21 protein-coding genes are annotated in these 23662 nt (G+C 60.9%); 13 read left to right on the plus strand and 8 right to left on the minus strand.

Annotated features, from left to right (window positions below; genetic code table 11):
- Positions 1-133: 133 nt before the first annotated feature.
- Together EM6_RS13130 and EM6_RS13135 are read left to right on the plus strand one after the other, a co-directional pair.
- Entirely contained in the window at positions 134-1507 is a 1374-nt protein-coding gene (locus tag EM6_RS13130; RefSeq protein ID WP_126423613.1) for a glutamate--cysteine ligase, read from the plus strand.
- A 139-nt stretch (positions 1508-1646) separates the two neighbouring features.
- On the plus strand, positions 1647-3533 hold the full coding sequence (locus EM6_RS13135) for a peptide MFS transporter (RefSeq protein WP_126423614.1): 1887 nt from the start codon (positions 1647-1649) through the stop codon (positions 3531-3533).
- A 69-nt stretch (positions 3534-3602) separates the two neighbouring features.
- Here the strand turns inward: EM6_RS13135 and EM6_RS13140 are convergent, their stop codons facing one another.
- Both EM6_RS13140 and tldD read right to left on the minus strand, forming a co-directional pair.
- A complete protein-coding gene (locus tag EM6_RS13140; protein ID WP_126423615.1) occupies positions 3603-5576 on the minus strand; it encodes a TonB-dependent receptor plug domain-containing protein in 1974 nt (657 codons plus the stop codon).
- A gap of 154 nt (positions 5577-5730) precedes the next feature.
- Entirely contained in the window at positions 5731-7170 is a 1440-nt protein-coding gene (gene tldD / locus EM6_RS13145) for a metalloprotease TldD (protein ID WP_172961263.1), read from the minus strand.
- A 421-nt stretch (positions 7171-7591) separates the two neighbouring features.
- On the opposite strand from tldD, the gene coxB reads away from it, so the two are divergent.
- From coxB to EM6_RS13185, 9 genes are all read left to right on the plus strand, one after another.
- Entirely contained in the window at positions 7592-8470 is an 879-nt protein-coding gene (coxB, locus tag EM6_RS13150; RefSeq protein WP_232037179.1) for a cytochrome c oxidase subunit II, read from the plus strand.
- A 23-nt stretch (positions 8471-8493) separates the two neighbouring features.
- Positions 8494-10176, plus strand: coding sequence for a cytochrome c oxidase subunit I (gene ctaD / locus EM6_RS13155; protein WP_126423617.1), 1683 nt, complete (start codon positions 8494-8496; stop codon positions 10174-10176).
- A gap of 121 nt (positions 10177-10297) precedes the next feature.
- Positions 10298-11266, plus strand: a complete 969-nt coding sequence (gene cyoE / locus EM6_RS13160) for a heme o synthase (RefSeq protein WP_126423618.1) — start codon at positions 10298-10300, stop codon at positions 11264-11266.
- A gap of 4 nt (positions 11267-11270) precedes the next feature.
- Positions 11271-11444 (plus strand): hypothetical protein, encoded by a 174-nt coding sequence (locus tag EM6_RS17405; RefSeq protein ID WP_172961264.1) that lies wholly within the window; start codon positions 11271-11273, stop codon positions 11442-11444.
- A complete protein-coding gene (locus EM6_RS13165) occupies positions 11441-11977 on the plus strand; it encodes a cytochrome c oxidase assembly protein (RefSeq protein WP_126423619.1) in 537 nt (178 codons plus the stop codon). The genes EM6_RS17405 and EM6_RS13165 overlap by 4 nt, the downstream gene beginning before the upstream one ends.
- A gap of 183 nt (positions 11978-12160) precedes the next feature.
- Positions 12161-13051 (plus strand): cytochrome c oxidase subunit 3, encoded by an 891-nt coding sequence (locus tag EM6_RS13170; RefSeq protein WP_126423620.1) that lies wholly within the window; start codon positions 12161-12163, stop codon positions 13049-13051.
- Positions 13052-13053: 2 nt separating this feature from the next.
- Complete coding sequence (locus EM6_RS13175) at positions 13054-13425, plus strand: DUF983 domain-containing protein (protein ID WP_126423621.1); 372 nt, start codon at positions 13054-13056, stop codon at positions 13423-13425.
- Complete coding sequence (locus EM6_RS13180) at positions 13422-14114, plus strand: SURF1 family protein (protein WP_126423622.1); 693 nt, start codon at positions 13422-13424, stop codon at positions 14112-14114. The genes EM6_RS13175 and EM6_RS13180 overlap by 4 nt, the downstream gene beginning before the upstream one ends.
- Positions 14115-14200: 86 nt before the next feature.
- Positions 14201-15481, plus strand: coding sequence for a M16 family metallopeptidase (locus tag EM6_RS13185; RefSeq protein ID WP_126423623.1), 1281 nt, complete (start codon positions 14201-14203; stop codon positions 15479-15481).
- Between the two features lie 112 nt (positions 15482-15593).
- On the opposite strand, the gene EM6_RS13190 is transcribed toward EM6_RS13185, so the two are convergent.
- Together EM6_RS13190 and EM6_RS13195 are read right to left on the minus strand one after the other, a co-directional pair.
- Entirely contained in the window at positions 15594-16751 is a 1158-nt protein-coding gene (locus EM6_RS13190) for a glycerophosphodiester phosphodiesterase (RefSeq protein ID WP_126423624.1), read from the minus strand.
- Positions 16752-16841: 90 nt separating this feature from the next.
- Positions 16842-17396 (minus strand): YqgE/AlgH family protein, encoded by a 555-nt coding sequence (locus tag EM6_RS13195; RefSeq protein WP_232037180.1) that lies wholly within the window; start codon positions 17394-17396, stop codon positions 16842-16844.
- Positions 17397-17601: 205 nt separating this feature from the next.
- On the opposite strand from EM6_RS13195, the gene EM6_RS13200 reads away from it, so the two are divergent.
- Positions 17602-18084, plus strand: coding sequence for a peroxiredoxin (locus tag EM6_RS13200; protein WP_126423626.1), 483 nt, complete (start codon positions 17602-17604; stop codon positions 18082-18084).
- 131 nt (positions 18085-18215) lie between these two features.
- Here the strand turns inward: EM6_RS13200 and EM6_RS13205 are convergent, their stop codons facing one another.
- Together EM6_RS13205 and EM6_RS13210 are read right to left on the minus strand one after the other, a co-directional pair.
- Positions 18216-20000: an acyl-CoA dehydrogenase C-terminal domain-containing protein gene (locus EM6_RS13205; RefSeq protein ID WP_126423627.1), complete on the minus strand. Its 1785-nt coding sequence runs from the start codon at positions 19998-20000 to the stop codon at positions 18216-18218.
- A 70-nt stretch (positions 20001-20070) separates the two neighbouring features.
- Positions 20071-20493, minus strand: coding sequence for a MerR family transcriptional regulator (locus EM6_RS13210; protein WP_232037173.1), 423 nt, complete (start codon positions 20491-20493; stop codon positions 20071-20073).
- Between the two features lie 190 nt (positions 20494-20683).
- Between EM6_RS13210 and EM6_RS13215 the strand changes: the two genes are divergently transcribed.
- Positions 20684-22354: a lysine--tRNA ligase gene (locus EM6_RS13215; RefSeq protein WP_126423629.1), complete on the plus strand. Its 1671-nt coding sequence runs from the start codon at positions 20684-20686 to the stop codon at positions 22352-22354.
- 140 nt (positions 22355-22494) lie between these two features.
- Here the strand turns inward: EM6_RS13215 and EM6_RS13220 are convergent, their stop codons facing one another.
- Together EM6_RS13220 and EM6_RS13225 are read right to left on the minus strand one after the other, a co-directional pair.
- Positions 22495-23124, minus strand: a complete 630-nt coding sequence (locus EM6_RS13220; protein ID WP_126423630.1) for a S24 family peptidase — start codon at positions 23122-23124, stop codon at positions 22495-22497.
- 73 nt (positions 23125-23197) lie between these two features.
- Positions 23198-23593, minus strand: coding sequence for a hypothetical protein (locus EM6_RS13225; RefSeq protein WP_126423631.1), 396 nt, complete (start codon positions 23591-23593; stop codon positions 23198-23200).
- Positions 23594-23662 lie beyond the last annotated feature (69 nt).

Below are 23662 nucleotides of genomic sequence, written 5' to 3' on the forward strand. Positions count from 1 at the left end.
GTCACAAAAGACTAGGGCTCTTTGGTGGCTCCGTTGAGCCGCCGAAGGGCTCTAGTTTAGTCTAATTCGCTTGTGCGGTTCGACGCGAACGCCCATATACCCGTAAATTGCAATTGAGCCTGTTACTTTAGGGATGGGGCGCGTGGTCAAGATTTCGGAACCCATTCAATCGTTTTCGCAGCTTACCGACTATTTTGCGTCGGGTGAAAAGCCGTCTGAGCGCTGGCGCATCGGGGCCGAGCACGAGAAGTTCGTCTTTCACCTGAGCGATCTGCGTCGCCCTGCCTATGCAGGTCCGGACGGCATCGAAGCCCTGCTGAAAGGGCTGATGCGCTTTGGCTGGAGCGGCGTCTATGAAGACGACCACCTGATCGCGCTGGAACGCGACGGCGCGTCGGTGTCGCTGGAACCCGGCGGGCAGTTCGAGCTGTCGGGCGCACCGCTTTCGACCATTCACGAGATTTGCAGCGAGACGGGTCAGCACCTTGAGGAGGTCAAGGCCGTGGCCTCCGAACTGGGGCTGGGCTTCCTGGGCGTCGGCTTCTCGCCTCTGTGGACGCGGGCCGAAACGCCGGTCATGCCCAAGGGCCGCTATAATATCATGCGCGCCTATATGCCGAAGGTCGGCACGCTTGGCCTTGACATGATGCTGCGCACCTCGACCATTCAGGCCAATCTCGATTTTTCGTCCGAAGACGATATGGTGCTGAAATTCCGCACCTCTCTGGCCCTGCAACCCATCGCCACGGCGCTGTTTGCCAATTCGCCCTTCACGGAAGGCAAGCTCAACGGTTTTCTGTCGGCGCGCGCCAATGTGTGGACTGATACCGATGCCGCCCGCACGGGGATGCTCGGTTTCGTGTTCGAAGACGGCTTCGGTTACGAAAAATATGCCCAATACGCCCTTGATGTCCCTATGTATTTCGTCAAGCGCAAGGGCGCGCCCAATGGCGGCTATATCGACGCCTCGGGGCAGTCGTTCCGTGACTTTATGGACGGTAAGCTGCCCGCCCTGCCGGGGGAGCGCCCGACGATGGACGACTGGGCCGACCACCTGACGACGCTGTTCCCTGAAGTGCGCCTCAAAAAGTATCTCGAAATGCGTGGGGCCGACGGTGGCCCATGGTCGCGCATCTGCGCCCTGCCGGCCCTGTGGGCGGGGCTCCTCTATGATCAGGCGGCGCTGGAAGCGACCTGGGATCTGGTCAAGGGCTGGCGCATCGAAGACCACGATACCCTGCGCGGCATGGCGGCCAAAACCGGCCTGAAGGGCGAGATCGCCGGGCGTCCGGTGAAGGACTGGGCGCTCGATACCCTGACCATCGCGCGTGAGGGCTTGAAGCGCCGTCAGCGTCTGTCCGGCGGGCTGGTCGATGAAACCGGCTATCTCAGCGAACTGTTTGAAATCGCGGAAAGCGGCGTCACCCCGGCCGAACGTCTGATTGAAAAATATCAGGGGATATGGGCGGGCGACCTTCGTAAATTGTACACAGAAGAAGCCTATTAAAACCGTATACCGTTTCCCCTGAAACGGAAGTGCGCTTGCCAACCGGTTAATTTGCTGCTCCTATCGCCGCAAATTAACCGTCTGCTGTCCGATTGTGGCCCGAATGGTGCCCCGGCACAGGCCTTACGGGGCAAGTTCCATGATCAATATCGTTATCGCCGCAGGGATTTTGATCACCCTGCTGACGGCCATTCCGGTCGTTACCCAAATGCGGCATCATCCGCGCGGGCTGATCGTCTGCTTCTTCGCCGAGATGTGGGAGCGCTTCTCCTATTACGGGATGCGCGCGCTCCTCATCTATTATCTGACGCGTCACTTCCTCTTTTCGGATGACCGGGCCAATGCGCAGTACGGTTCCTATACCTCGCTGGTCTATCTGTTGCCGCTGATCGGCGGTCTGGTGGCCGACCGCTATATCGGCACACGTAAGGCGATCGTGTTCGGGGGGCTGCTGCTGGTCGCCGGGCATACGGGCATGGCGCTGGAAGGCACGCCCAACCAGTCTGTTCTGAACTATCAGGGCAAGACCTATGAGTACGCCATCCGTGACGTGGAGTCGGGCAATGCTCCGCCGCGTCTGAAGGTCGGTGACAGCTATTACGAAGTCGTGGGCACGCCGGATGGCGGCCGCGAAATCAAGGGCCTGCCGGCGGATGCGCCCCTGCCAGCAGTTCTGCCGAAGGGGCAGTTTGTTGAGAGCGTGCGCAGCGCTACGCCGTGGGCTGAAAACGCCTTCTATCTGTCGATTGCCCTGATCGCCATGGGCGTCGGTTTCCTCAAGCCGAACATCTCGTCTCTGGTGGGGCAGTTGTACCGCGACAAGGACCCGCGCCGGGATTCGGGCTTCCAACTCTATTATTTCGGCATCAATATGGGGTCGTTCTGGGCCACCATCCTGTGCGGCATTCTGGGCGAACGTGTCGGCTGGTGGGCCGGGTTCGGTCTGGCCGGCGTCGGGATGCTGGTGGGGCTTCTGGTGTTTGTACTCGGTAAGAAGTTGCTGGACGGCAAGGGCGAACCGCCCAATCCTGAAGCTATCCGCCAGAAGGTCGGCGGGGTGATTTCCAAGGAAAACCTGATCTATCTGCTGGGTCTGGCCGGTGTGCCGCTGATCTACTTCGTCATTCAGCGCAACGATATCGTCGGCTGGGCGCTGCTGGCGTCTACCGTCTGTATATTGGCTTACGTCTTCACGCAGATGTTCACCAAATTCAGTAAGGTGGAAAATTATCGCCTCGGTCTGGCCATGGTGCTGACCCTGTCGTCGGTCGTCTTCTGGACCCTGTTCGAGCAGGCCGGTTCGTCGCTCAGTCTGTTTGCCGAGCGCAATACCGACCTCAACCTGATCGCCGAGCCGCTGCGTCTGGGGGCCCTGCTGCTGGCCACGCCGGATCAGATCAAGGCCATGGGCGGCGTGCCGGAAGGCGCTTTCTGGATCGACATGGGCTTTAATGCCTCGCAGACCCAGAGCTTCAACCCCTTCTTCATTCTGGTCTTCGCGCCGATCTTTGCCGGTATCTTCACCTTCCTCGCCAAGCGTGGCAAGGACCCGGACCCAGTCAAGAAGTTTGCCTTCGGTCTGGTCATGGCCGGGCTTGGCTTCTTTGTGCTGGTTTGGGCGGCGCCTCTGGCCGGGCCTGATTTCCGCGTGCCGCTGTTCTGCCTGTTCCTGACCTACATGTTCCACACCTGGGGCGAACTGTCGGTGTCGCCGGTTGGCTTGTCGCAGCAAACCAAGCTGTCACCGGCGGTGCTGATCTCGACCATGATGGCCATCTGGTTCCTCGGCACCTCAGGGGCGCAGTATCTGGCAGCCATTATCGCCAAGCTCGCTTCGACTGAGACGGTGGGTGGTCAGGTACTGGATCCGGCTGCTGCGCTCCAGGCTTCGCTCCAGACTTTCAACACCATCGGCTGGGCGGGCGTTATCCTCGGCGGTGTCCTGTTCCTGTTGTCCTTTGTCCTCAAGGGCTGGGCGCACGGGGCCTCGGATACGGTGGACGATACGCCTAAGACCGGTCACTGATCGGTCAGATGACACGAAAACCCCCGGCGGTGCGTACCGCCGGGGGTTTTTGTTTTGAATGTGAAGGGCTTAAAGCTCGTTCCGGATGCGCAGATAGAGCTTCGGTTCGGAGTCACGCTGCGTCGATTCCTCATAAGACAGCGCGCTACCCGACCGCAGACCTTCATAGCGCGTCACGTCATAGCGCGTGGTGCGCGCCCCAAGGTTCTGCAATTCCGTGCGTACCGACAGCTTGGGTGACGGCTTGAATTCCGCATAGAGGCTGACCCAGGGTGAGCCCTCGGACTGGCTGATCTCTCTGGCGCGCCAGCTTGTATTGTTCCAGCCGCTGTCCACCGACCAGCCCCACGACATGCCCGGCCGGTCCTGATTGAAGCTCAATGACAAGGTGCGCGGCGTCTGTCCGGAGATGCGGCGTTTCAGCCCCGTTATCGGATCGGTGATTTCGGAATCGTACCAGGTGGCATTTAGCCGGATCATACCGTTTTCGAGATAGTCATCTATCGGCACGCTGAGGCGCGTCGAAATCTGCTGATTGGCGCCATCGCCGACATTGCCGATGATGTCCTCAATATTCCCTTTCTGAGTATAGAGGGGCACGCGCTCGACGGCATCGTCAATGTCGTTGCGTTCAAAGCTGAGCGCCAACTGACCCTTTTCCCAGAAGCGATAATCGACGCTGAAGGCGTTCGACCACTGGCGATAGGGGACGAGGTTGAGCGGATAGAGCAACTGATCGGGGCGCTCATACTGCCACTCGGCAATCGACACAAAGTCCCAGTACCCCATGTAGCCGACTTCGCGGGCACGGCTGAGGCGCACCTGAAACACCTTGTCAGGCTTCCATTGCAGGCTGAGGCGCGGCTTGGGGTACTCATAGCTGCGTTCGGCCGCATAGGTGCCGCGATGGCGGAAGGTCATGCTTTCGACGGCCAGCCCGCTGTCGATGCTGAGCGTCTCGTTCGGTCGCCAATTACCTGAGACGTAGAGCGACCCGCGCTGTTCCTCACCGCGCGTGCGTCCGGTTTCCGGATTTGTGTTCTCGTCCAGCCAGGACCCGATAGACAGGCTTTCGGCGTCGAAGCGGTTAAAGCGACTCTCGGCCCCGGCCTGAAGCATCAGGGCCTTGGAATAGTGCCACGTGGCCTGCGCCGCCAGCGACCCTTCCCGGGTGTCCTTGTCCTCGCTATAGGTCGAAACCTCGTCCGGCTTCTGATGGTCGGTGCGGCTGTCGCTGACATTGCGCTTGCCCCACAGGTTGAGGTTCAGCTTGAACCTTTTGTTTAGCGCCTTTTCGTAACGCCCGGACACTTCCTGCGTCAGGTTGGCGTTCTGGCGCTGCTCGTACTCGGTGACGCCGTTTTCATAGACGGCATCAAAGGCCGAGCGGTTGTAGCGCATGGCCCCATTGACATCGAGGCGGCCGCCGCTGGCCGGGCCACCCCAGGCCGCGCGCACCTCAGCCCCTTCGCTCTGCCCCTTGGAATCAAGCGCCTGATGCCGCGTCGTGCCATCGGCATAGGTGGTGTATTTGTCGCCGTGGCCCGTGCCTTCGTCATGGTTCTGATAGAGGTCCAGACCGGCTTCGAGATTGCGGCCGTTCTGGTTCTTCTGCCACGTAAAGCCGACCTGCGGCTTGATCTTACCGTCCGGATAGATATTGGCCGAGGAGTGGATGGTGATAACGGGCTTCGACATCGACTTGCGCACGATGTTGATCAGCTCGCTATGGCCCTGCATGTCGTAATTGCCGTTGCCGGCGGCGATGCGTTCAATGCGCTCAATCTGGTTCAGCGGCAGACGCGTCAGGGCGTCATTGGTGTCCGACGGGCGCTGACCGTCGATCAGCACATTGGAAGACCCGCCCGATCCGGTGACGATGAAGTTGGGAATGTATTTCAGCGCGTCGGCGGCCGATTGCACCGGCTTACCGACAAAGTCCGAGGCCGTATAGCTGGCCGCCGTGCTCAGTGCGTCCGCCGCATTAGCCTGAACCGGCAATAAAGCCAGCGCACACACCGATGTCAGCCACAACAGCCGCATAAGACCTCATCACGCTTGCAGAGAAACCAGCGCGATATTGCGCCTTGTGCGGACAATATGCCGCCTTAAACGCCAAATGACAAGTTCACCCGTGCGTAAAGTGACCAATAGGCAAAGTATAACAAGGCTTTACCATACCCGTGGCGGATCACGGTTACGCCGCCGTGCCCCCCACCGTCAGGCCGCCGATCTTCAGGCTGGGCTGGCCGATGCCGACCGGCAGGCTTTGACCCGCCTTGCCGCAGGTGCCGACGCCGGGATCGAATTTGAAATCATCGCCGATCATCTCGACCTGACGCATCACCGCCGGGCCGTCACCGATCAGCGACGCGCCCTTGACCGGGGCCGTCACCTGACCGTCTTCGATCAGATAGGCCTCGGTGCACTGAAAGACGAACTTGCCATTGGTGATATCGACCTGACCGCCGCCGAAATTGACCGCATAGAGGCCGCGTTTGGTCGAGGCGATCATGTCGGACAGTTTGTCCTGACCGCCCTTCATGAAGGTATTGGTCATGCGGGGCAGGGGGGGATGGGCGTAGGACTGACGCCGGCCATTGCCGGTCGGGGCCACCCCCATCTGACGCGCCGACAGCCGGTCGTGCATGTAACCGACCAGAATGCCGTCCTCGATCAGCGTCGTGGCGTGGGTCGGCGTGCCTTCGTCGTCCATATTGAGCGAGCCGCGCGCGTCGGCAATCGTGCCGTCATCGACCACGGTGACGCCCTTTGCAGCCACCTGCTGGCCCATCTTGCCGGAAAAGGCCGAGGTGCCCTTGCGGTTGAAATCGCCCTCAAGGCCGTGGCCCACCGCCTCGTGCAGCAGCACGCCGGGCCAGCCGGGCCCCAGCACAATATCCATTTCGCCCGTCGGGGCCGGTTTGGCCTCCAGGCTGATCAGGGCCTGCCGCAGGGCCTCATCGACCTGTGCCTGCCAGTATGTCGGATCGCTCAGCAGATCGAGCGCGATGCGTCCGCCGCCACCCGCCGACGCGCTTTCGCGGTGGCCGTCCTTTTCAACCGACACCCCGACCGACAGGCGCACCAGCGGGCGGTAGTCGTGATAGACCTCGCCACCCGCCCGCAGGATGGTGATGTGGCGCTGATCGGCGGCGACCGAGGCCGAGACCTGCACGACGCCCGGGTGCCGGCTGCGGGCATAGTCATTAATGGCCTCCAGCAGCGCGATCTTGTCGACGAACGGCATCGAGCCGATGGGATCGTGGTCACCATAGTGGTGGCTGTTGGAGCGCGCCGGGGCCGTGGACAGGCTCAGACTGACCGCTTGCCCTTGCTTGGCCAGCACGGCGGCGGCGGCGGCGCGCCGAACGGCCGCGACCGACAGTTCGGCCGCATTGGCAAAACCGACCGTTTCTCCGGCGACCACGCGCAGGCCGAAGCCCTGATCGGCGCCATAGGTCGAATGTTTCAGCCGCCCGTCGTCAAAGACCAGTGATTCGCTTTCGCGCGTTTCAAAATAGATTTCCCCATCGTCGGCCCCGTTCAGGGCCTCTTCCAGAATCGTCTGACAGGCGGAAAGGTCGAGATCACGCAGCGAGTCGGGCAGGGTGACGGCGAGGGGGGAGGCGGACATAAGCACATACCAAATGAAACACTGCCCCCTATGTAGGACGCCGTGCGGCGCTTGAACAGAGACTATGAACCCGAGATTCGCGCGCTTAGCTCTGAAGGGTGAGGGGGCGCGACAAAAGCGCGCAGGTGCGGCCTGTGCAAAAGCCATATTCGCCCCTGGGCCGTATGAGAACGCACCTGTCTTTGCAGACAGTGGTGTTGCCTTGCTTTTAGGCCTTTGCATTTTGCAAATATGGCATTAATGGGGAAGAACGGGGTGAGACCATGTGTCCCATTGGGACCCATTGTCGCGCCCGAAGACCGAGGATTAAACGGGACTGCGCGGAAACTCCTGCTCACGAGAAGGCAGGCGCGCCGGGCACCCACAGTTAGGGATTGAAGGAATGCGCATCCGAAGGCTGATGGCAGGGACCGCCGCCGTGATGACTGCCCTTGCAGGAGCATTGGGGGCCGGAGCCGTCTGGGCTCAGGAAAAACTGGGGCAACCGACCGACAAGTCGCTCGGTCTTCAGCCGGGCGCCGCCCCGCTGAAACACGACGCCATCTGGTTCCACGACGTCATCTTGCTGCCGATCATCACGGTTATCGTGCTGTTCGTGCTGGCGCTGCTGATCTGGATCGTGGTGCGCTACAACAAGCGCGCCAATCCGAAGCCGGCCAGCTTCTCGCACAATACGGCTATCGAGATTCTGTGGACGGTTATCCCGGTCCTGATCCTCGTCTTCATCGCCTTCTTCTCCTTCTCGCTGCTGCGCAAATATAACGACATGCCGACCCCGGATGTTGTGGTGAAGGCTACGGGCTATCAGTGGTACTGGGCTTATGACTATCCGGAGCTGGGCGTCGAAGGTGTCGAATCGCGCCTGCTGCCCGAAGCGCGCGAACTGAAGACGTCCGATCCCAAAACCAAGCCCTTCCTGCTGGCGGTTGACAACGAGTTGATCGTGCCGGTCAACAAGGTCGTTCAGGTGCAGGTCACCGGCTATGACGTCATCCACTCCTTCGCCCTGCCGGCCTTCGGTCTGAAGACCGACGCCATTCCCGGTCGTCTGAACTCGACCTGGTTCAAGGCCGAAAAGCCCGGCATCTACTACGGTCAGTGCTCGGAACTGTGCGGCGTCGATCACGCCTATATGCCGATCGCCATACGCGTGGTCAGCGAAAAGGAATTCGACGCCTACATCATCAAGGCGGGTGGCAAGACCAAGGCCATGATCGCCGCCGAAGAAGCGGCGGCCGCAGCGGCAGCCCCGGCAGAAGCGGACGCAGCGGCCTCGGCCGCGGCTCCCGCCGTTCAATAATTCAGGTAAGAGAGACGCTCGTCATGGCATCGAATGCTTCTGTCGTTCACGATCATCATCACGACGATCACGACCACAAACCCGGCTTCTTCGCGCGCTGGTTTTTGTCCACCAACCATAAGGACATCGGCACGCTCTACCTGATCTTCGCCATCTTCGCCGGTCTTCTGGGCGGCGCGCTGTCGGGCCTGATCCGCTGGGAGCTTTATGAACCCGGTCTTCAGGTCTTCGTACAGGGCTCGCTGCTCGATCAGCTCAATGTCTTCGAAGGCAAGCACGGCTATAACTCGGTCGTCACCGCTCACGCCGTTCTGATGATCTTCTTCATGGTCATGCCGGCCATGATCGGGGGCTTTGGCAACTGGTTTGTGCCGATCATGATCGGTGCGCCGGACATGGCCTTCCCGCGCCTCAACAACATCTCCTTCTGGCTGCTGGTCGCCTCCTTCATCCTGCTGATGGTGTCGATCTTCGTGCCGGGCGGACCGGGCGGCGCCTCGGAGCACGGCTTCGGCGGCGGCTGGACCATGTATCCGCCGATGTCGGCCAATAAGGGCAGCCCCGGCGCGGCCTTTGACCTGATCATCTTCTCCTTCCACCTGTCGGGCGCGTCGTCGATTCTGGGGGCGATCAACTTCATCACCACCATCTTCAACATGCGCGCGCCGGGCATGACTCTGCACCGTATGCCGCTGTTTGCGTGGTCGGTGCTGGTCACCGCCTTCCTGCTGCTGCTGTCGCTGCCGGTCTTCGCCGGTGCCATCACCATGCTGCTGACCGACCGTAACTTCGGCACCGCCTTCTTCGATCCGGCGGGCGGTGGGGATCCGGTCATGTACCAGCACCTGTTCTGGTTCTTCGGCCACCCGGAAGTGTATATCCTCATCCTGCCGGGCTTCGGTATCATCAGCCACGTGGTTTCGACCTTCTCGAAAAAGCCCGTCTTCGGCTATCTCGCCATGGCCTACGCCATGGTCGCCATCGGCTTCGTCGGCTTCATCGTGTGGGCCCACCACATGTACACGGTTGGCATGGGCTTCAACCTGCGCGCCTATTTCGTGATGGCGACCATGGTCATCGCGGTGCCGACGGGTGTGAAGATCTTCTCGTGGATCGCCACCATGTGGGGCGGCTCGCTGGACTTCAAAGTGCCCATGCTGTGGGCCATCGGCTTCATCTTCCTGTTCACCGTCGGTGGCGTTACGGGCGTGGTTCTCTCCAACGCCGGTATCGACTACAGCCTGCACGACACCTACTATGTCGTGGCGCACTTCCACTACGTGCTGTCGCTGGGGGCGGTGTTCGCCATCTTCTGCGGCTTCTACTACTGGTACGAGAAGATGTTCGGCATCAAGTACAACGAGCTTCTGGGTCAGATTCACTTCTGGCTGATGTTCGTCGGCGTCAATGTCGTCTTCTTCCCGCAGCACTTCCTGGGCCTTCAGGGGATGCCGCGCCGTTACGTCGATTATCCGGAAGGCTACACCTACTGGAACCAGATTTCGTCGATCGGTTATGTCATCACCGCTATCGGTGTCCTGGTCTTCCTGGTCATGATCGTCGAGTCGGTCATCCGCCGCCGCAAGGCCGAGGCCAATCCGTGGGGTGAGGGCGCTACCACGCTCGAATGGACCCTGTCGTCTCCGCCGCCCTATCACCAGTTCTCTGAACTGCCGGTGATCAAGGACGAAGACGGCCATCACTAAGCGCTTCGCCCGAACGGGCGGCAGGCTATAGTATGGGGGATGAAGGCCGGAGGTCGTCATCCCCTTTATTTTACGAGTACCCACTGTGAACCCTGAGCCCGTGACCCCAAAGCCGGTGAATATGACAACGCCCAAGTCCGAACCGAGCCACCCCGCCTACGGGGAGAAGGCCCTGCGCGGCCTGCCGGCGGACTATTTTCAACTGCTGAAACCGCGCGTCATGTCGCTGGTGGTGTTCACCGGCCTGACCGGTCTGGTCGTCGCGCCGCAGAAGATGGACCCGTTTCTGGCCTTTATCGCAGTTCTGTGTATTGCGTTAGGGGCCGGGGCCGCCGGTGCGCTGAACATGGCGATTGAGGGCGAAACCGATGCCCTGATGCGCCGCACCCGCGGTCGCCCGGTGGCTTCGGGCCGCGTCACCAAGTCCGACGCTATGGCCTTTGGCGGCGTGCTGGCCTTTTTGTCGGTGGCCATGATGTGGCTGGCCATCAATGCGGTGGCCGCCGGTCTCCTGGCCCTGACTATCCTTTACTATGTTGTTTTTTATACGATTGTTCTGAAGCGCCGCACGCCGCAGAATATCGTCATCGGGGGGGCGGCCGGGGCCTTTCCACCGGTGATCGGCTGGGCCGCCGCCACGGGCCACGCGCCTGTGGAGGCTTGGGTGCTGTTCGCCATCATCTTCCTGTGGACGCCGCCGCATAGCTGGGCGCTGGCCCTCTACACCGCCGAAGATTACGCCAAGGCCGGTATCCCGATGATGCCGGTGGCCAGGGGTGCCAAATCGACCCGTCTGCAAATCCTGATCTACAGCCTGATCATGGCCCCGGTGGCCTGTCTGCCCATTGCGTTCAGCATGGGCGGCATGATCTACGCAGTCGTGTCGGTTCTGGGCGGGGCCTTTTTCATCTTTCTGGCCGTGCGTCTGTTCCTGTCGCGGGCGGGTGATCATCCCGAAGGGGGTGAAAATTCGCTCTATGACGTCAAGAAGGAAGCGCTGGCCGCGCGCAACCTGTTTGCCTTTTCTATCCTGTATCTGACGGCGCTTTTCGCCGCCCTGTTGATCCATCACGCCTTCATGGGAGCCTGAGCCAATGGTTGACAAGGACGTTCTGACCACCCCCGAAGATGACAAGAAAGCCTATCTGGCCGCCCAGAAGCGCCGCAACATCGCCATAGGGCTGGGCCTCCTGGCCTTTGTGGTGCTGGTGTTTCTGGTTTCGATCATCCGTATGACGCAAGGCGTACAGGCGGCGCACGGCGGATGAAAAAGCTGACCCGTAATCAGAAGGTTGCCGCGTGGTGTCTGGCCGGTCTGTTGGGTATGTTCGGTCTGGCCTATGCCTCGGTGCCCCTTTATCGCCTGTTTTGTCAGGTGACAGGCTTTGATGGCACGACGCAGCGCGTGGAAACCGAGTCCTCGGTGGTGCTCGACCGCAAGATTCGCGTCTATTTCGACACCAATGCCAACAACATTCCTTGGAGTTTCAAGGTCGAACGCCCGGTGCAGAACACGCTGCTCGGCAAGACCAATATGATCTATTTCACGGTGCGCAACGATGCGGATGTGCCGCTCACCGGTCGCGCCAGCTACAATGTGTTGCCCGAAGCCATGGGCGGCTACTTCATGAAATTGCAGTGCTTCTGCTTTACGGATCAGACCTTGCAGCCCGGCGAGGAACGCACCTTCCCCGTCGTCTATTATGTTGATCCGAAGATGCTGGAAAACATTGACGCAAAGAACACTAAGGACGTGACCCTGTCCTATACCTTCTTTCCGTCTCAGGGGGCTAAAAAGTAAAGCGTTTCAGTCTCTTGTAAAGCGTAGTTGAATTTGTTTGCTACGGGGCCACAGCCCCATAAAAACAGGGTGGCCGGATTGTGTTCACAGCCGATTTGCCCTAAGACTCAAGGTCTAATCATATAACGGAACCGTCAGTGTCCGATACAGGGGGACACGGCGCATCGAGGTGAGTTGCCGACTATGTCTAACGACGCCGTCAAACACGATTATCACATTATCAACCCCAGCCCGTGGCCGCTGCTCGGTTCGCTGTTCTCCGTGGTCATGTTCATCGGTCTGGTGATCTGGATGAAGGGCCTGTTCGGCATCGAAAAGACCCCGGTGGTCTTCGGTATCGGTCTGCTGGGCGTGCTTTACGTGATGTGGGGCTGGTGGGCCGATGTGATCAAGGAATCGCGCGCCGGTGACCATACGCCGGTTGTGCAGATCGGCCTGCGTTATGGCATGATCATGTTCATCGCCTCGGAAGTGATGTTCTTCGTGGCGTGGTTCTGGGTCTTCTTCGAAATGGCCCTGTTCCACGAACACCGCGCGGGTGTGGCCTCGGCCATCGAAGAGGTCCGCACGGCGTGGGCCTCGACGGGCAGCACCGATCCGAATGGCTGGATGCCGGCGGGCGTTGAGGCTGTTTCGGCCTGGCAATTGCCGCTGCTCAACACGCTTCTCCTGCTGCTGTCGGGCACGACCGTAACCTGGGCGCACCACGCGCTTCAGGAGGGCGATCGCAATGGTGCCAAGTGGGGCCTGTTCCTGACTGTGGTGCTGGGGGCTATCTTCACCAGCGTACAGGCCTTTGAATATTATCACATTCTCCACCATCACCTGTTCTTCAACGAAGAAGCCGCCAATGCCGGTCTTTACGGCTCGGCCTTCTTCATGGCCACGGGTTTCCATGGCTTCCACGTCCTGATCGGCACCATCTTCCTGCTGATCTGTCTGATCCGCCTGATGCGCGGTGGCTTCACGCCGCAAAAGCACTTCGGTTTCGAAGCGGCGGCCTGGTACTGGCACTTCGTTGACGTGGTGTGGCTGTTCCTGTTCGCCTTCATCTACGTCATCTTCGGAGCCTAAGCATGGCCGGTCCCGATAGCCGCGAGGTCAATTTCCTCGCGGCGGCGCGGGGCCGCTGCCCCGTCTGCGGTCAGGGTAAGCTCTTTAAGGGCTTCCTCAAGGTCGCGCCGGAATGCAGCCAATGTCACACAGATTTTCAGGCGGCGGATACCGGAGACGGTCCCGTCGTCTTTGTCATTCTGATCGTCGGCTTTATCGTCTGTTTCGGCTTCATGATCACGGCCCTGAGCCATGACTGGCCCCTGTGGCTGCATATGATCATCTGGCTGCCTATGGCGCTTTTCCTCAGTCTGGGGCTGATGCCGCCGCTCAAGGGGCTGATGGTGGCGTCGCAGCTCAAAAACCGCGTCAGTGACAAGGACCGCTTTAAATGAAGCGATTGCCTGTCGGTTTGACCCTCGCCGTCGGCGTGGCCCTGCTGATCCTGCTGGGGCTCGGCACCTGGCAGATGCAGCGCCTGCACTGGAAAGAGCAGTTGCTGGCCGATCTGGCGCGGACGCGGGCCATAGCCCCAGTGGCGCTGGACAGCCTTCTATCTCAGCCCGGCGATCACGTCTGGCGGCAGGTGACGCTCGATTGCCGCAGTGATCCGCGCGATTTTGTCTATATGCACGGCGTGTCGGACGGCGTGGCCGGGTTCCACGTCCTGACTGTGTGCGCAACGGGGCAGGAGGGGGGGCAGGGGGTGATCCTTGCCGATTTGGGCTTTACGGCGCAACAGCCGCTGACCGGTGCGGTCGCTCTCACCGCCCTGACCGGGCGGCTACGGCGCTTTGAAACGCCCAACGCTTTCGTGCCGCCGAACGATCCTAAGGCCGACGACTGGTACACGCGCTCGGTGCCCGACCTCTCGAAGCGCTGGAACGTTACATTACGATCGGACTATTTTGTAGCCGCGACCCAGCCCGTGGCACCCGGCCTGACGCCGGTCGATGCGGCGGCCAACCTGTCCAATCGCCATCTGGAATACGCCCTCACCTGGTATGGGCTGGCGGCGGCGCTGATCGGTGTCTATATAGCGCTCCTGTATTCGCGCCCAAGAGCTATTTCCCAAAGGAAATAGCTCTTGGGTTTTATCTGGTCGCGCATTGGATTCCAAAAACCGCAGGGCACTTTTTGGAATGCGCTTGCGCCGAACAAAGGCATAGCATGAGTTTCACCCCTCTTGGCGTGGGTAACGCCTCAGTCGCCACCCTGAGCAACGGCCTGCGGGTGGTTCACGACCCCATCCCCGGCCTGCACACCTTCGCCCTGACGGCCATCATCCACGGCGGGGCGCGCTACGAAGCGCCGCATCAATCGGGCTGGGCCCACCTCAGCGAGCATATGGTGTTCAAGGGGGCAGGCGGGCGCAGCGCGCGCGAACTGGCCGAGGTGATCGAACATCGCGGGGGCACCATCAACGCCTCCACAGGCTACGAGCACACCCGTTTTGAGGTGCGCGGCATGGCCGAACTGCTGCCGCTGGCGGTCGAGGTGGTCGGCGACCTGATGTTTCGCCCGGCGCTGGAGGCTGAGGAGCTGGAGCGCGAAAAGAAGGTCATCGAGCAGGAGATTTCCGAAGCGTTTGACACGCCCGACGACCACGTCTTCGACCTGCTGCAAGAGGCCTGCTTCGGCGACCACAGTCTGGCGCGCCCTATTTTGGGGACACCGCAAAGTTTGGCTCCGGCGCGGCCGGAGACGCTGCGTGCCTATATCGAAGGCCTGTATAATCCGGCAGATATCGTGCTGTGCGTATCCGGCGGCGTCGAAGCGGCGGGCGTACTGACCGCGGTCGAGGCCCATATGAATGTGCCGGCGCGGCCGGCGCGCGAGGCCGACGGGGCGGCGCGCTTTATGCCGCGCCACATCCGCCACGTGCGCAAGGTCGAACAGACGCACCTGACGCTCGCCTTTGAGGGCGTCAACCGCTTTGACGACGACCTGTTTGCGCTCAAGCTGTTCGGCGAGATTCTGGGCGGTGGCATGGCGTCTCGCCTGTTTCAGGAGGCGCGCGAAGACCGTGGTTTGGCCTATTCCATCGACGCCTGGACGACGCAGTTCCGCGATACGGGGATGCTGGGCATCTATGCCGGCTGCGCGCCCAAGGATGCGGCGGACCTCAGCGAACTGATCGTCAGCGTCATGCGCGGCCTGATCGACAAACCGCTGGAGTCCGAGCTGGAGCGTGCCAAAGCGCAATACACCACCTCGCTCTATCTGAACGACGAGAACGCGGCGCAGCGCGCCAATACGCTGGGCGGGCAGGTCCTGACCTATGACCGCGCCTTTACGCTCAAGGAGCAGGTGGCGCGGCTGGAGGCGGTGACGCTCAACGACCTGCGCCGCGTGGGTGAACGCACGCTGCAAGCCGGTGTGGCGACCGCTATTCTGGGGCCCACGCTGAAAAGTGATCCGCAGAAGCGTCTCGAAGCGGTTTTGGCTTAACCTAACGGAATGATTTCTAATCATTCCGCTCATGCCGCCATTGAGGCGGCGGCCAAGGTGGCGGAGCCCGTACCCGGCGAGGGGCTAAGCAAAAAAATCTGGATCATTATGATTAATGATCCAGAAACACCTTGCGGGCGGCAACGCCCGTATCGGCGAAGTCGGTAAACAGGCCGTCTATGCCGAGGGCGAACAGTTGCTTGAACTCGGCCTGCGCATCGCCCTTATAGGCAGCGGGCAGGCGGTCATTGCGCAGGGTCCAGGTGTGGACCTTCAGCCCCGCCTTGTGCGCGGCGTCGATCAGGGCGCGATTTTCGACGATGCGGCAGTCGGCCTCGCTGGTCTTTTCTGTCACCGGCCCGTTGGCCACGGCCTTGAGCAGGTAACGCTTCCACGGCGCAATAACATCGGCATAGGTACGCACCTCGGCCAGACCTTCGGGCGTCAGCATGTCGGCATAGACGCCCTTGCGTCCGGCGGCGGCCCAGTCGAAGGGCACCGACGGCCCAACGTCACCCGTGGCGAAATTGACGTCCCCACCATCGACCAGTTGCACGCGCGGCAGAGGCGACAGGGCCTTCAGGCGCTTCAGACTGTCGGCTTCGAAGGATTGTAGGAAGACGGCCGAGTCGGCCTTGTTCATATCGCCCTTGCTCAGGGCCTCGATCAGGCGTTCTTCCAGCGGCAGACCGGCGGCGCGGTGCAGGGTCGGATGCTTGGTTTCGATATACAAACCCACGCTCTTGCCCGTCGTCTTGAAGTGATTCCGCACCAGACCGATCACCTCTTCCAGCGTCGGCACCTCGAAGCGGCCGTTATAGCTCTGGTCCCGATCGGCAAAGGCCTGTCGCGCGCGCAGGGTCTTGATTTCGGCCAGAGTAAAGTCGCTGGCGAAGAAGTCGGTGATGCTCACCCCGTCCACGGTAAGGGTCCGCTTGCGGGCCGCAAATTCCGGGCGTTGCGCCACGTCCGTCGTGCCGGACAGCATGGGCTCATGACGGCAGATCAGCACGCCGTCTTTGGTCGCCACCACGTCGGGTTCGATATAGTCGGCGCCCATATGGATGGCGAGATTATAGGCTTCGAGTGTGTGTTCGGGGCGGTAGCCGCTGGCGCCGCGGTGGGCTATGATCAGGGGCATCTTGTGCTCCGTCGGCTTGGTGGCGGCCAGAGACGGCCTGAGCCCGATGGCACCGCCCAGAACGGCCCCGGTGCCGGCGATGGCTCCGAAGGTGAAACGGCGGCGGGCGGTATCGACGGTAAGGGGCATGGTACACTCATCCGGAAGGGGTGAGGATGTCCATAGAGTGCGTCGATGACAGGGCTGTGAAAGTCTGGCCTCTGAAAGCGTTGAGCCGCGTCAGGCCCGCCCGGCATTGAGGCTGAGGTGCTCCGGTAAAATTCCGAGACTTTTGAGTGCCCTGTTCCATAAACCTGCGGCATCGTGTGAAAACAGAATATCTGCGCTGGAGGGCGCGATCAGCCACGCATTGTCGCGAATCTCGGCTTCTAACTGGCCCGGACCCCACCCGGCATAGCCCAGCGCAATCAGCGCCCGCGACGGACCCGCTCCGCGCGCCAGATCGACCAAAATATCGCGCGACACGGTCAAACCGATGCCGTCGCGCAGTTCCAGCGCCTCCGGGTCGATATCGAGCGGCAGGGTCACCTCATCAATAAAGTAGTCGAGGCTGTGCAGCACAAAGCCGCGCTCGTTCTGCACCGGGCCCCCATTATAGATGGGAGTAGCGACGTGGCGGTTGTCGGTGATGTCGATGCCCAGTTCCTCCATCATGCGTGGGAAGGTCAGGCCGCCTATGGGCTGCGTCAGCACAATCCCCATCGCCGATTCCGCGTCGTGCTGACACATATAGATGACGCTGTGGTCGAAATTGGGATCGTCCAGGCTCGGCATAGCCACCAGCAATCGCCCTTGGAGGGAGGTGGTCTCAACGGAAGCTGTTGGGTCTGAGGAGGCAATGCCTGTTTTGCGCATGGCGCAAAGATGGGCATGGAAGCCGTCTCTGGCAAGAAAAAAGCGTATAAAGACGGTGCGTGCGCTCTGGTCTGTAGGCTGACACAGGCCTATAAGCAGCGGGCCATTCAACGGAGATTTACCCATGACGATTCAACCCGGTGACAAGCTGCCCGAAGTGAAATTCTCTTCCCCGGCCGAAGACGGCCTGAAGCCGCTGACCACTTCCGAAGTGTTTGCCGGTAAACGCGCCGTGCTGTTTGCTGTGCCGGGCGCCTTCACCCCGACCTGCTCGGCGCGTCACCTGCCGGGCTTCCGCGATCAGGCGAAAGCCTTCAAATTCAAGACTATCGACGTGGTGGCTTGCACCAGCGTCAATGATGGATTCGTTATGAAGGCCTGGGCCAAGGATCAGGGCATTGCCGACGAAGTGCTGATGCTGGGCGACGGCAATGGCGAATTTGCCGAAAAGGTTGGTCTGGTCCTCGACGCCGAAGGTTTCGGCATGGGCAAGCGCTCGCAACGCTACGCCATGATCGTCAATGATGGCGTCGTCGAAAAGCTGTTCGTCGAAGCGCCGGGCGAGTTCAAGGTCTCGTCTGCGGACTATGTGCTGGAACAGCTGTAAACATCAGAGAAAGAGACGCGGGGTCGCAGACCCCGCACCCCTTAACCGGGAACAAGCGGAAAGGCCGGAGCGTAAACTCCGGCCTTCTTTTTGCTCTAAGTGATGGGGTGCGGGGTCTGCGACCCCGCGTCTTAAAAACGATCATCTTCCAATGCGAACAGGGCCTCCGATCCGGCCTTCATCTTTTGCAGATGCGCCTCGGCTTCGGGCAGAATGCGTTCCAGGAAAACGCGACCGACCTTGAGCTTGTCGGCATAGAAGGGATCGGTCGAGCCCGCGTCGATGGCGGCTTGCGCGGCGGCCGCCTGTTGCGCCCAGCTATAGGCCAACGCGGTCAGACCAAACAGGCACAGATAGTCGAGCGAACCCGCGGCGGCGGCGTCCGGATTGCCCATGCCGTTTTGCATCAGCCACAGGGTGCCGTCCATCAGACGCGCCTTGGTGTCCTTCAGGCCCTTGACGAAGGTCGCGGCGCTGCCCGCTTCGTGGTCGGCGACATAGGCGTCGATTTCGGCGAAATAGGCCATCACGGCGCGCCCGCCCTTGGACGGCAGTTTGCGTCCGACGAGGTCGAGCGCCTGCACGCCGTTGGTACCTTCGTAGATGAGCGTAATGCGGATATCGCGCATATATTGCGAGGCCGGGAAGTGTTCGGTGAAGCCCGAACCGCCGTGCACCTGCATCGAGTCCTGCGTGACCTTTAGGCCCTTTTCGGTGAGAAAGGCCTTCACAACCGGTGTCAGCAGGCTGAGGAAATCATTGGCCTTTTCCCGCGTCGCCTCGTCTTCGGCATGTTTGGCCAGATCGGCCTGAAGCGCGACCCAGGTGAGGAAACCGCGGCCGCCTTCGAGCAGGGCGCGGCTTTCGAGCAGCATACGGCGCACATCGGGGTGGACGAGGATAGAGTCGGCGGGCTTGTCCGGCGATTTGGGGCCGGTGAGGGCGCGCCCTTGCAGGCGGTCCTTGGCGAATTCGACGGCGGCGACGTGGCTGGCGTGACCGATGGCGAGGCCCTGAAGGCCGACGCCGAGGCGGGCATTGTTCATCATGTAGAACATGATTTTCAGCCCTTCGTGGACATTGCCGAGCAGCCAGCCCCTGGCGTCTTCATAGATCATGACGCAGGTGGAATTGCCGTGAATGCCCATCTTGTGCTCAAGACCGGCGCAATGAAGGCTGTTGCGCTCGCCCGGATTGCCGTTCGCATCCGGGATAAATTTGGGCACGAGGAACAGCGATATGCCCTTCACGCCCGCCGGTGCGCCTTCGATGCGTGCCAGAACGAGGTGGCAGATATTGCCCGTAAAGTCGTGCTCACCCGCCGAAATCCAGATCTTCTGACCCGAAATCTTATAGGTGCCGTCGCTGTCCGGCACCGCCTTGGTGCGCAGTAGGCCAAGGTCCGTGCCGCAATGTGGCTCGGTCAGGTTCATCGTCCCCGACCATTCGCCGGCAATCAGCTTGGGAAGATACAGCGCCTTCAACTCGTCTGTGCCGCCGACGCTCAGCGCGGCCACCGCGCCATCGGTTAGGCCGGGATACATGGCAAAGGCCGAAGACGCGCCGGTGAGCATTTCCGAATAGGCCGTGGCCACGACGTGTGGCAGGCCCTGACCGCCGTATTCGGGATCTCCGCCCAGAGCGGGCCACCCGGCCTCAACCATCTGGAGATAGGCTTCCTTATAGCCCTTCGGCGCGGTGACGCTGTGGTCGGGGTGCAGGACACAGCCCTCCTTGTCGCCCGGCGCGTTCAGCGGCGCGACCACCTCTTCGGTGAACTTCGCGCCTTCTTCCAGAATGGCCTGAACGACATCGGGTGAAGCGTCCTGAAACCCTTTCAGGTTCGAATACTGGGCGATGTTCAGCACGTCGTTGAGCAGGAACTGATAGTCGCGCACGGGGGCCTTATACGGCATGGAGGTGCTCCTTGGCGTTATGGTGAGCTTTATTTCGGTGTCTTAAATATCGGCGTGAGCGCGTTGATTATCAGGCGCTTTTGCGGTCGTCTTCAGCGTGGGCGGCCTGCGCCGCTTCGTGCTTGGCGATCTCGCCTTCCATCCACGCGCAGCCTTCGACCATGTCCTTGATCGCCTGATCAATGTCTTCGCGCTGGCGCTTCAGGTTCTCAATCTGGTCGTGATACTTGGCCACGGTGGCGCGCATCTGCTTCACGCCACGGTCTTCGCGGTTATACAGATCGAGCACCTCGTGAATTTCGATCAGCGAAAAGCCCATGCGCTTGCCGCGTAGGATGATCTTCAGACGCGCCCGGTCGCGCGCCGAATAGATGCGCGTCTGACCCTTGCGTTCCGGGCTGATGAGGCCCTTGTCCTCATAAAAGCGCAAGGCGCGGGCGGTGACGCCGAACTCCTTGGAAAGCTGGCGAATAGTGTAGGTACGCATGTCCATGGTGACCCCCTGTATAAGGTCGTTATAATTGACGTTTACGTAAACGTACATCTAACTTGCCCCAAACGTCAAGAGGCGGCTTTTCACATCTTCGTGCCATTGGGCCAGTCAGCGGTTTCATTTGACGCCCGCCGTCGCGCGCTTTAAAGCCACAGCTCTGTTTTGTTTGCCCCGAAAGGTGTTTTCCCACGTGTCTTCCGAACTGACCCTCCTCGCGCAACAGGGCCGTGCCTGGCCCTTCGAGCAAGCCCGCGCCCTGATTGCGCGCGTGCTGAAAGTGCGTCTGAAGGATCAGGCGGAGCAAAAACAGGCGCAGGAACTGATCACGGCGGGCAAGGCCGATGAGGCGCTGAAGACCTTTGAGGCGTTGAACCGTCCGGTGATCTTTGAAACCGGCTACGGGCCGTCGGGCCTGCCGCATATCGGCACCTTCGGCGAAGTGGCGCGCACCACCATGGTGCGTCAGGCCTTTACGGCCCTGACCGGCGGTTATTGGGCATCGCGTCTGATCTCGTTTTCGGACGACATGGACGGTCTGCGCAAGGTGCCCGAAGGCATTCCCAATCCGGATATCCTGCGCGAAGACCTGTATAAGCCGCTGACCGTGGTGCGCGACCCGTTCGGGACGCACGACTCGTTCGGCGCGCACAATAATGCGCGTCTGCGGGCCTTTCTCGACTCCTTCGGCTTCGATTATGAGTTCAAGTCGGCCACGGATGCCTATAAGTCGGGTGAGTTCGACGCCACGCTTCTGAGGGCTCTGGAACGCTTCGACGAGATTCAGAAGATCATGCTGCCGACCCTGGGGCCGGATCGGCGCGCCACCTATTCGCCGTTCCTGCCGATTTCTCCGGTCACCGGCCACGTGCTTCAGGTGCCGACGCTGGAGCGCAACGTGTCAAAGGGCACGATCGTCTTTGAGGAAAACGGCGAAAAGTTCGAGGTGCCGGTCACCGGCGGCCACGTCAAGATGCAGTGGAAGCCCGACTGGGCCATGCGCTGGGCGGCTTTGGGCGTTGATTACGAAATGGCCGGCAAGGACCTGATCGACTCGGTCAAGGTGTCGTCGCAGGTGTGCAAGGTGCTGGGCGGTACGCCGCCGGAAGGCTTCAACTACGAACTCTTCCTCGATGAGCAGGGCCAGAAGATATCGAAGTCGAAGGGCAACGGCCTGACCATGGAAGACTGGCTGCGCTATGGCGCGCCAGAATCGCTGGCCTATTACATGTTCCAGTCGCCGAAATCGGCCAAGAAGCTCTATTTCGACGTCATTCCGCGCGCCACGGACGAATTCTTCCAGCAGCTCGACGCCTTCCCGAAGCAGGAAGAGGCCAAGCAGATCGAAAATCCGGTCTGGTTCGTCTTGCGTGGGGAAACGGGCACGAAGTCGCCGCCGGTGACCTTTGGCCTGATGCTCAACCTCGTTTCGGCGGCCAATGCCTCGGACAAGGAGACGCTGTGGGGCTTCCTGCGCGCCTATATTCCGGGGGCGACGCCCGAAACAGAGCCGGTGCTCGACCGTCTGGCGGGCTACGCGCTCAACTATTTCGAGGATTTCGTCAAACCGTCCAAGACCTTCCGTCTGCCCGACGCCAAGGAAAAGGCGGCGCTGATCGACCTGCGTGATCGTCTGGCGGCGCTTGATCCCGAAACGCGCGATGCTGAGGCCATCCAGAACATCGTCTTCGAAGTCGGAAAGGCTCATGAATTCGAGCCTTTACGCGCATGGTTTCAGGCACTGTATGAGGTGCTATTGGGGCAATCCCAGGGGCCGCGCTTCGGTTCTTTCGTAGCCATTTTCGGCATCGAACGGACGCTGGACCTGCTCGATCAGGGTATTAAGGGCGAGCTGGCGGTGTGATGGGTATGTTCCGGGGTGTGGGGTCCGTGACCCCACAAACCTTTATACCCAAAGACAAGGCCTATCGATTGACCGATAGGCCTTGTCTCTGGGCGCAGAAGACTTGGGGCCGCAGGCCCCAAACCCCATAACGCTCACCGTCACTGACTGGCCCACACAATCCGCGCCATCCACGTCACCTGCGATCGCTCCAGCACCCGATTGGAAAAATCCGGATTGAGTGAACGCAACTCAACCTGCTTCTCGGTCAGTCGCACCAGTTCCTTGGCCATGACTTCACCCTCCGCCGTCTTCACCACCACCCGGTCGCCCCGGCGCAGGTTCTGACGCAGCGGATCGACGATGATACGGTCACCGTCGCGGTAGAGCGGCAGCATGGAATCGCCTGAAATTTCAAGTGCATAGAGCCCTTCGCCCGCCGGCAGGCCGATCTCGTCCCAGCCCTGTCCGGCCGGAAACCCCGCATCGTCAAACAGGCCGTCATTGCCCGCCTGCGCAAACCCGATCAAAGGCACACCCTTCGGGACCGGGCGCGGTTCGGTCAAGGCGGCAAAATCGGAAAAGCTCTGGCCCGTCGCATCCAGCAGCTTGGCCAGACTCTCGGTCGAAGGCCAGCGCGGCCGCGGCGGGTCTTCGGTCGATTGCCGCTTCGACTTGTTGAACGCCGTGGGATCGAGACCCGCCAGTCGCGCCAGTCCCGACGGCGACGTGCCGAGGTTCAGCGCCAGACGGTCTATGGCGTTCCAGATTTGCGCGTGCGACAGAGACATACCGGTTTTTCCGTGAGGTGGAAGGAAAATAAATCCACCTACAGGAAAATCAACTTATTTTATGAATATAGTCCTATTTCCTGCGCCATGTGGCCAGCGCGCCCCACAGTATCACCCCCAGCACGCCCACAGTAGACACCGTCAGCGCCATTACCAGGGTCATCGGCCTGATCCGTCCGTCACTCAGGGTCAGGACGGGCAGCATCACCGAAAGCCATTGGCAGCCCCCTGCGATCACTGGCCACGGATGTGGGGATTTCCAGCTCAGGGTAATCAGCACACCCAGAAAAAAGCCGTTCGCTATCAAAGCGCTGATGACATAGCCATAGGCACTGCCCCACAGCGCCAGCAGCGGCAGACAGCTCAGGAGCCCGGCGATCCACACACGCTGACGCCCGTCATCGCTGAAAACGCCGTCGATTCGCTGACGGATTGCGCGCCGTAGCCCCTGTGGGCGTCTTGTTTCCACCGGCAACGGGCTCCCCCCCGAAACACCAGAACAGGTCGGGAAGAGTAGAAACATCTATAGATTGTGGCA

The organism is Asticcacaulis excentricus, assembly GCF_003966695.1.
Taxonomy (GTDB): domain Bacteria; phylum Pseudomonadota; class Alphaproteobacteria; order Caulobacterales; family Caulobacteraceae; genus Asticcacaulis; species Asticcacaulis excentricus_A.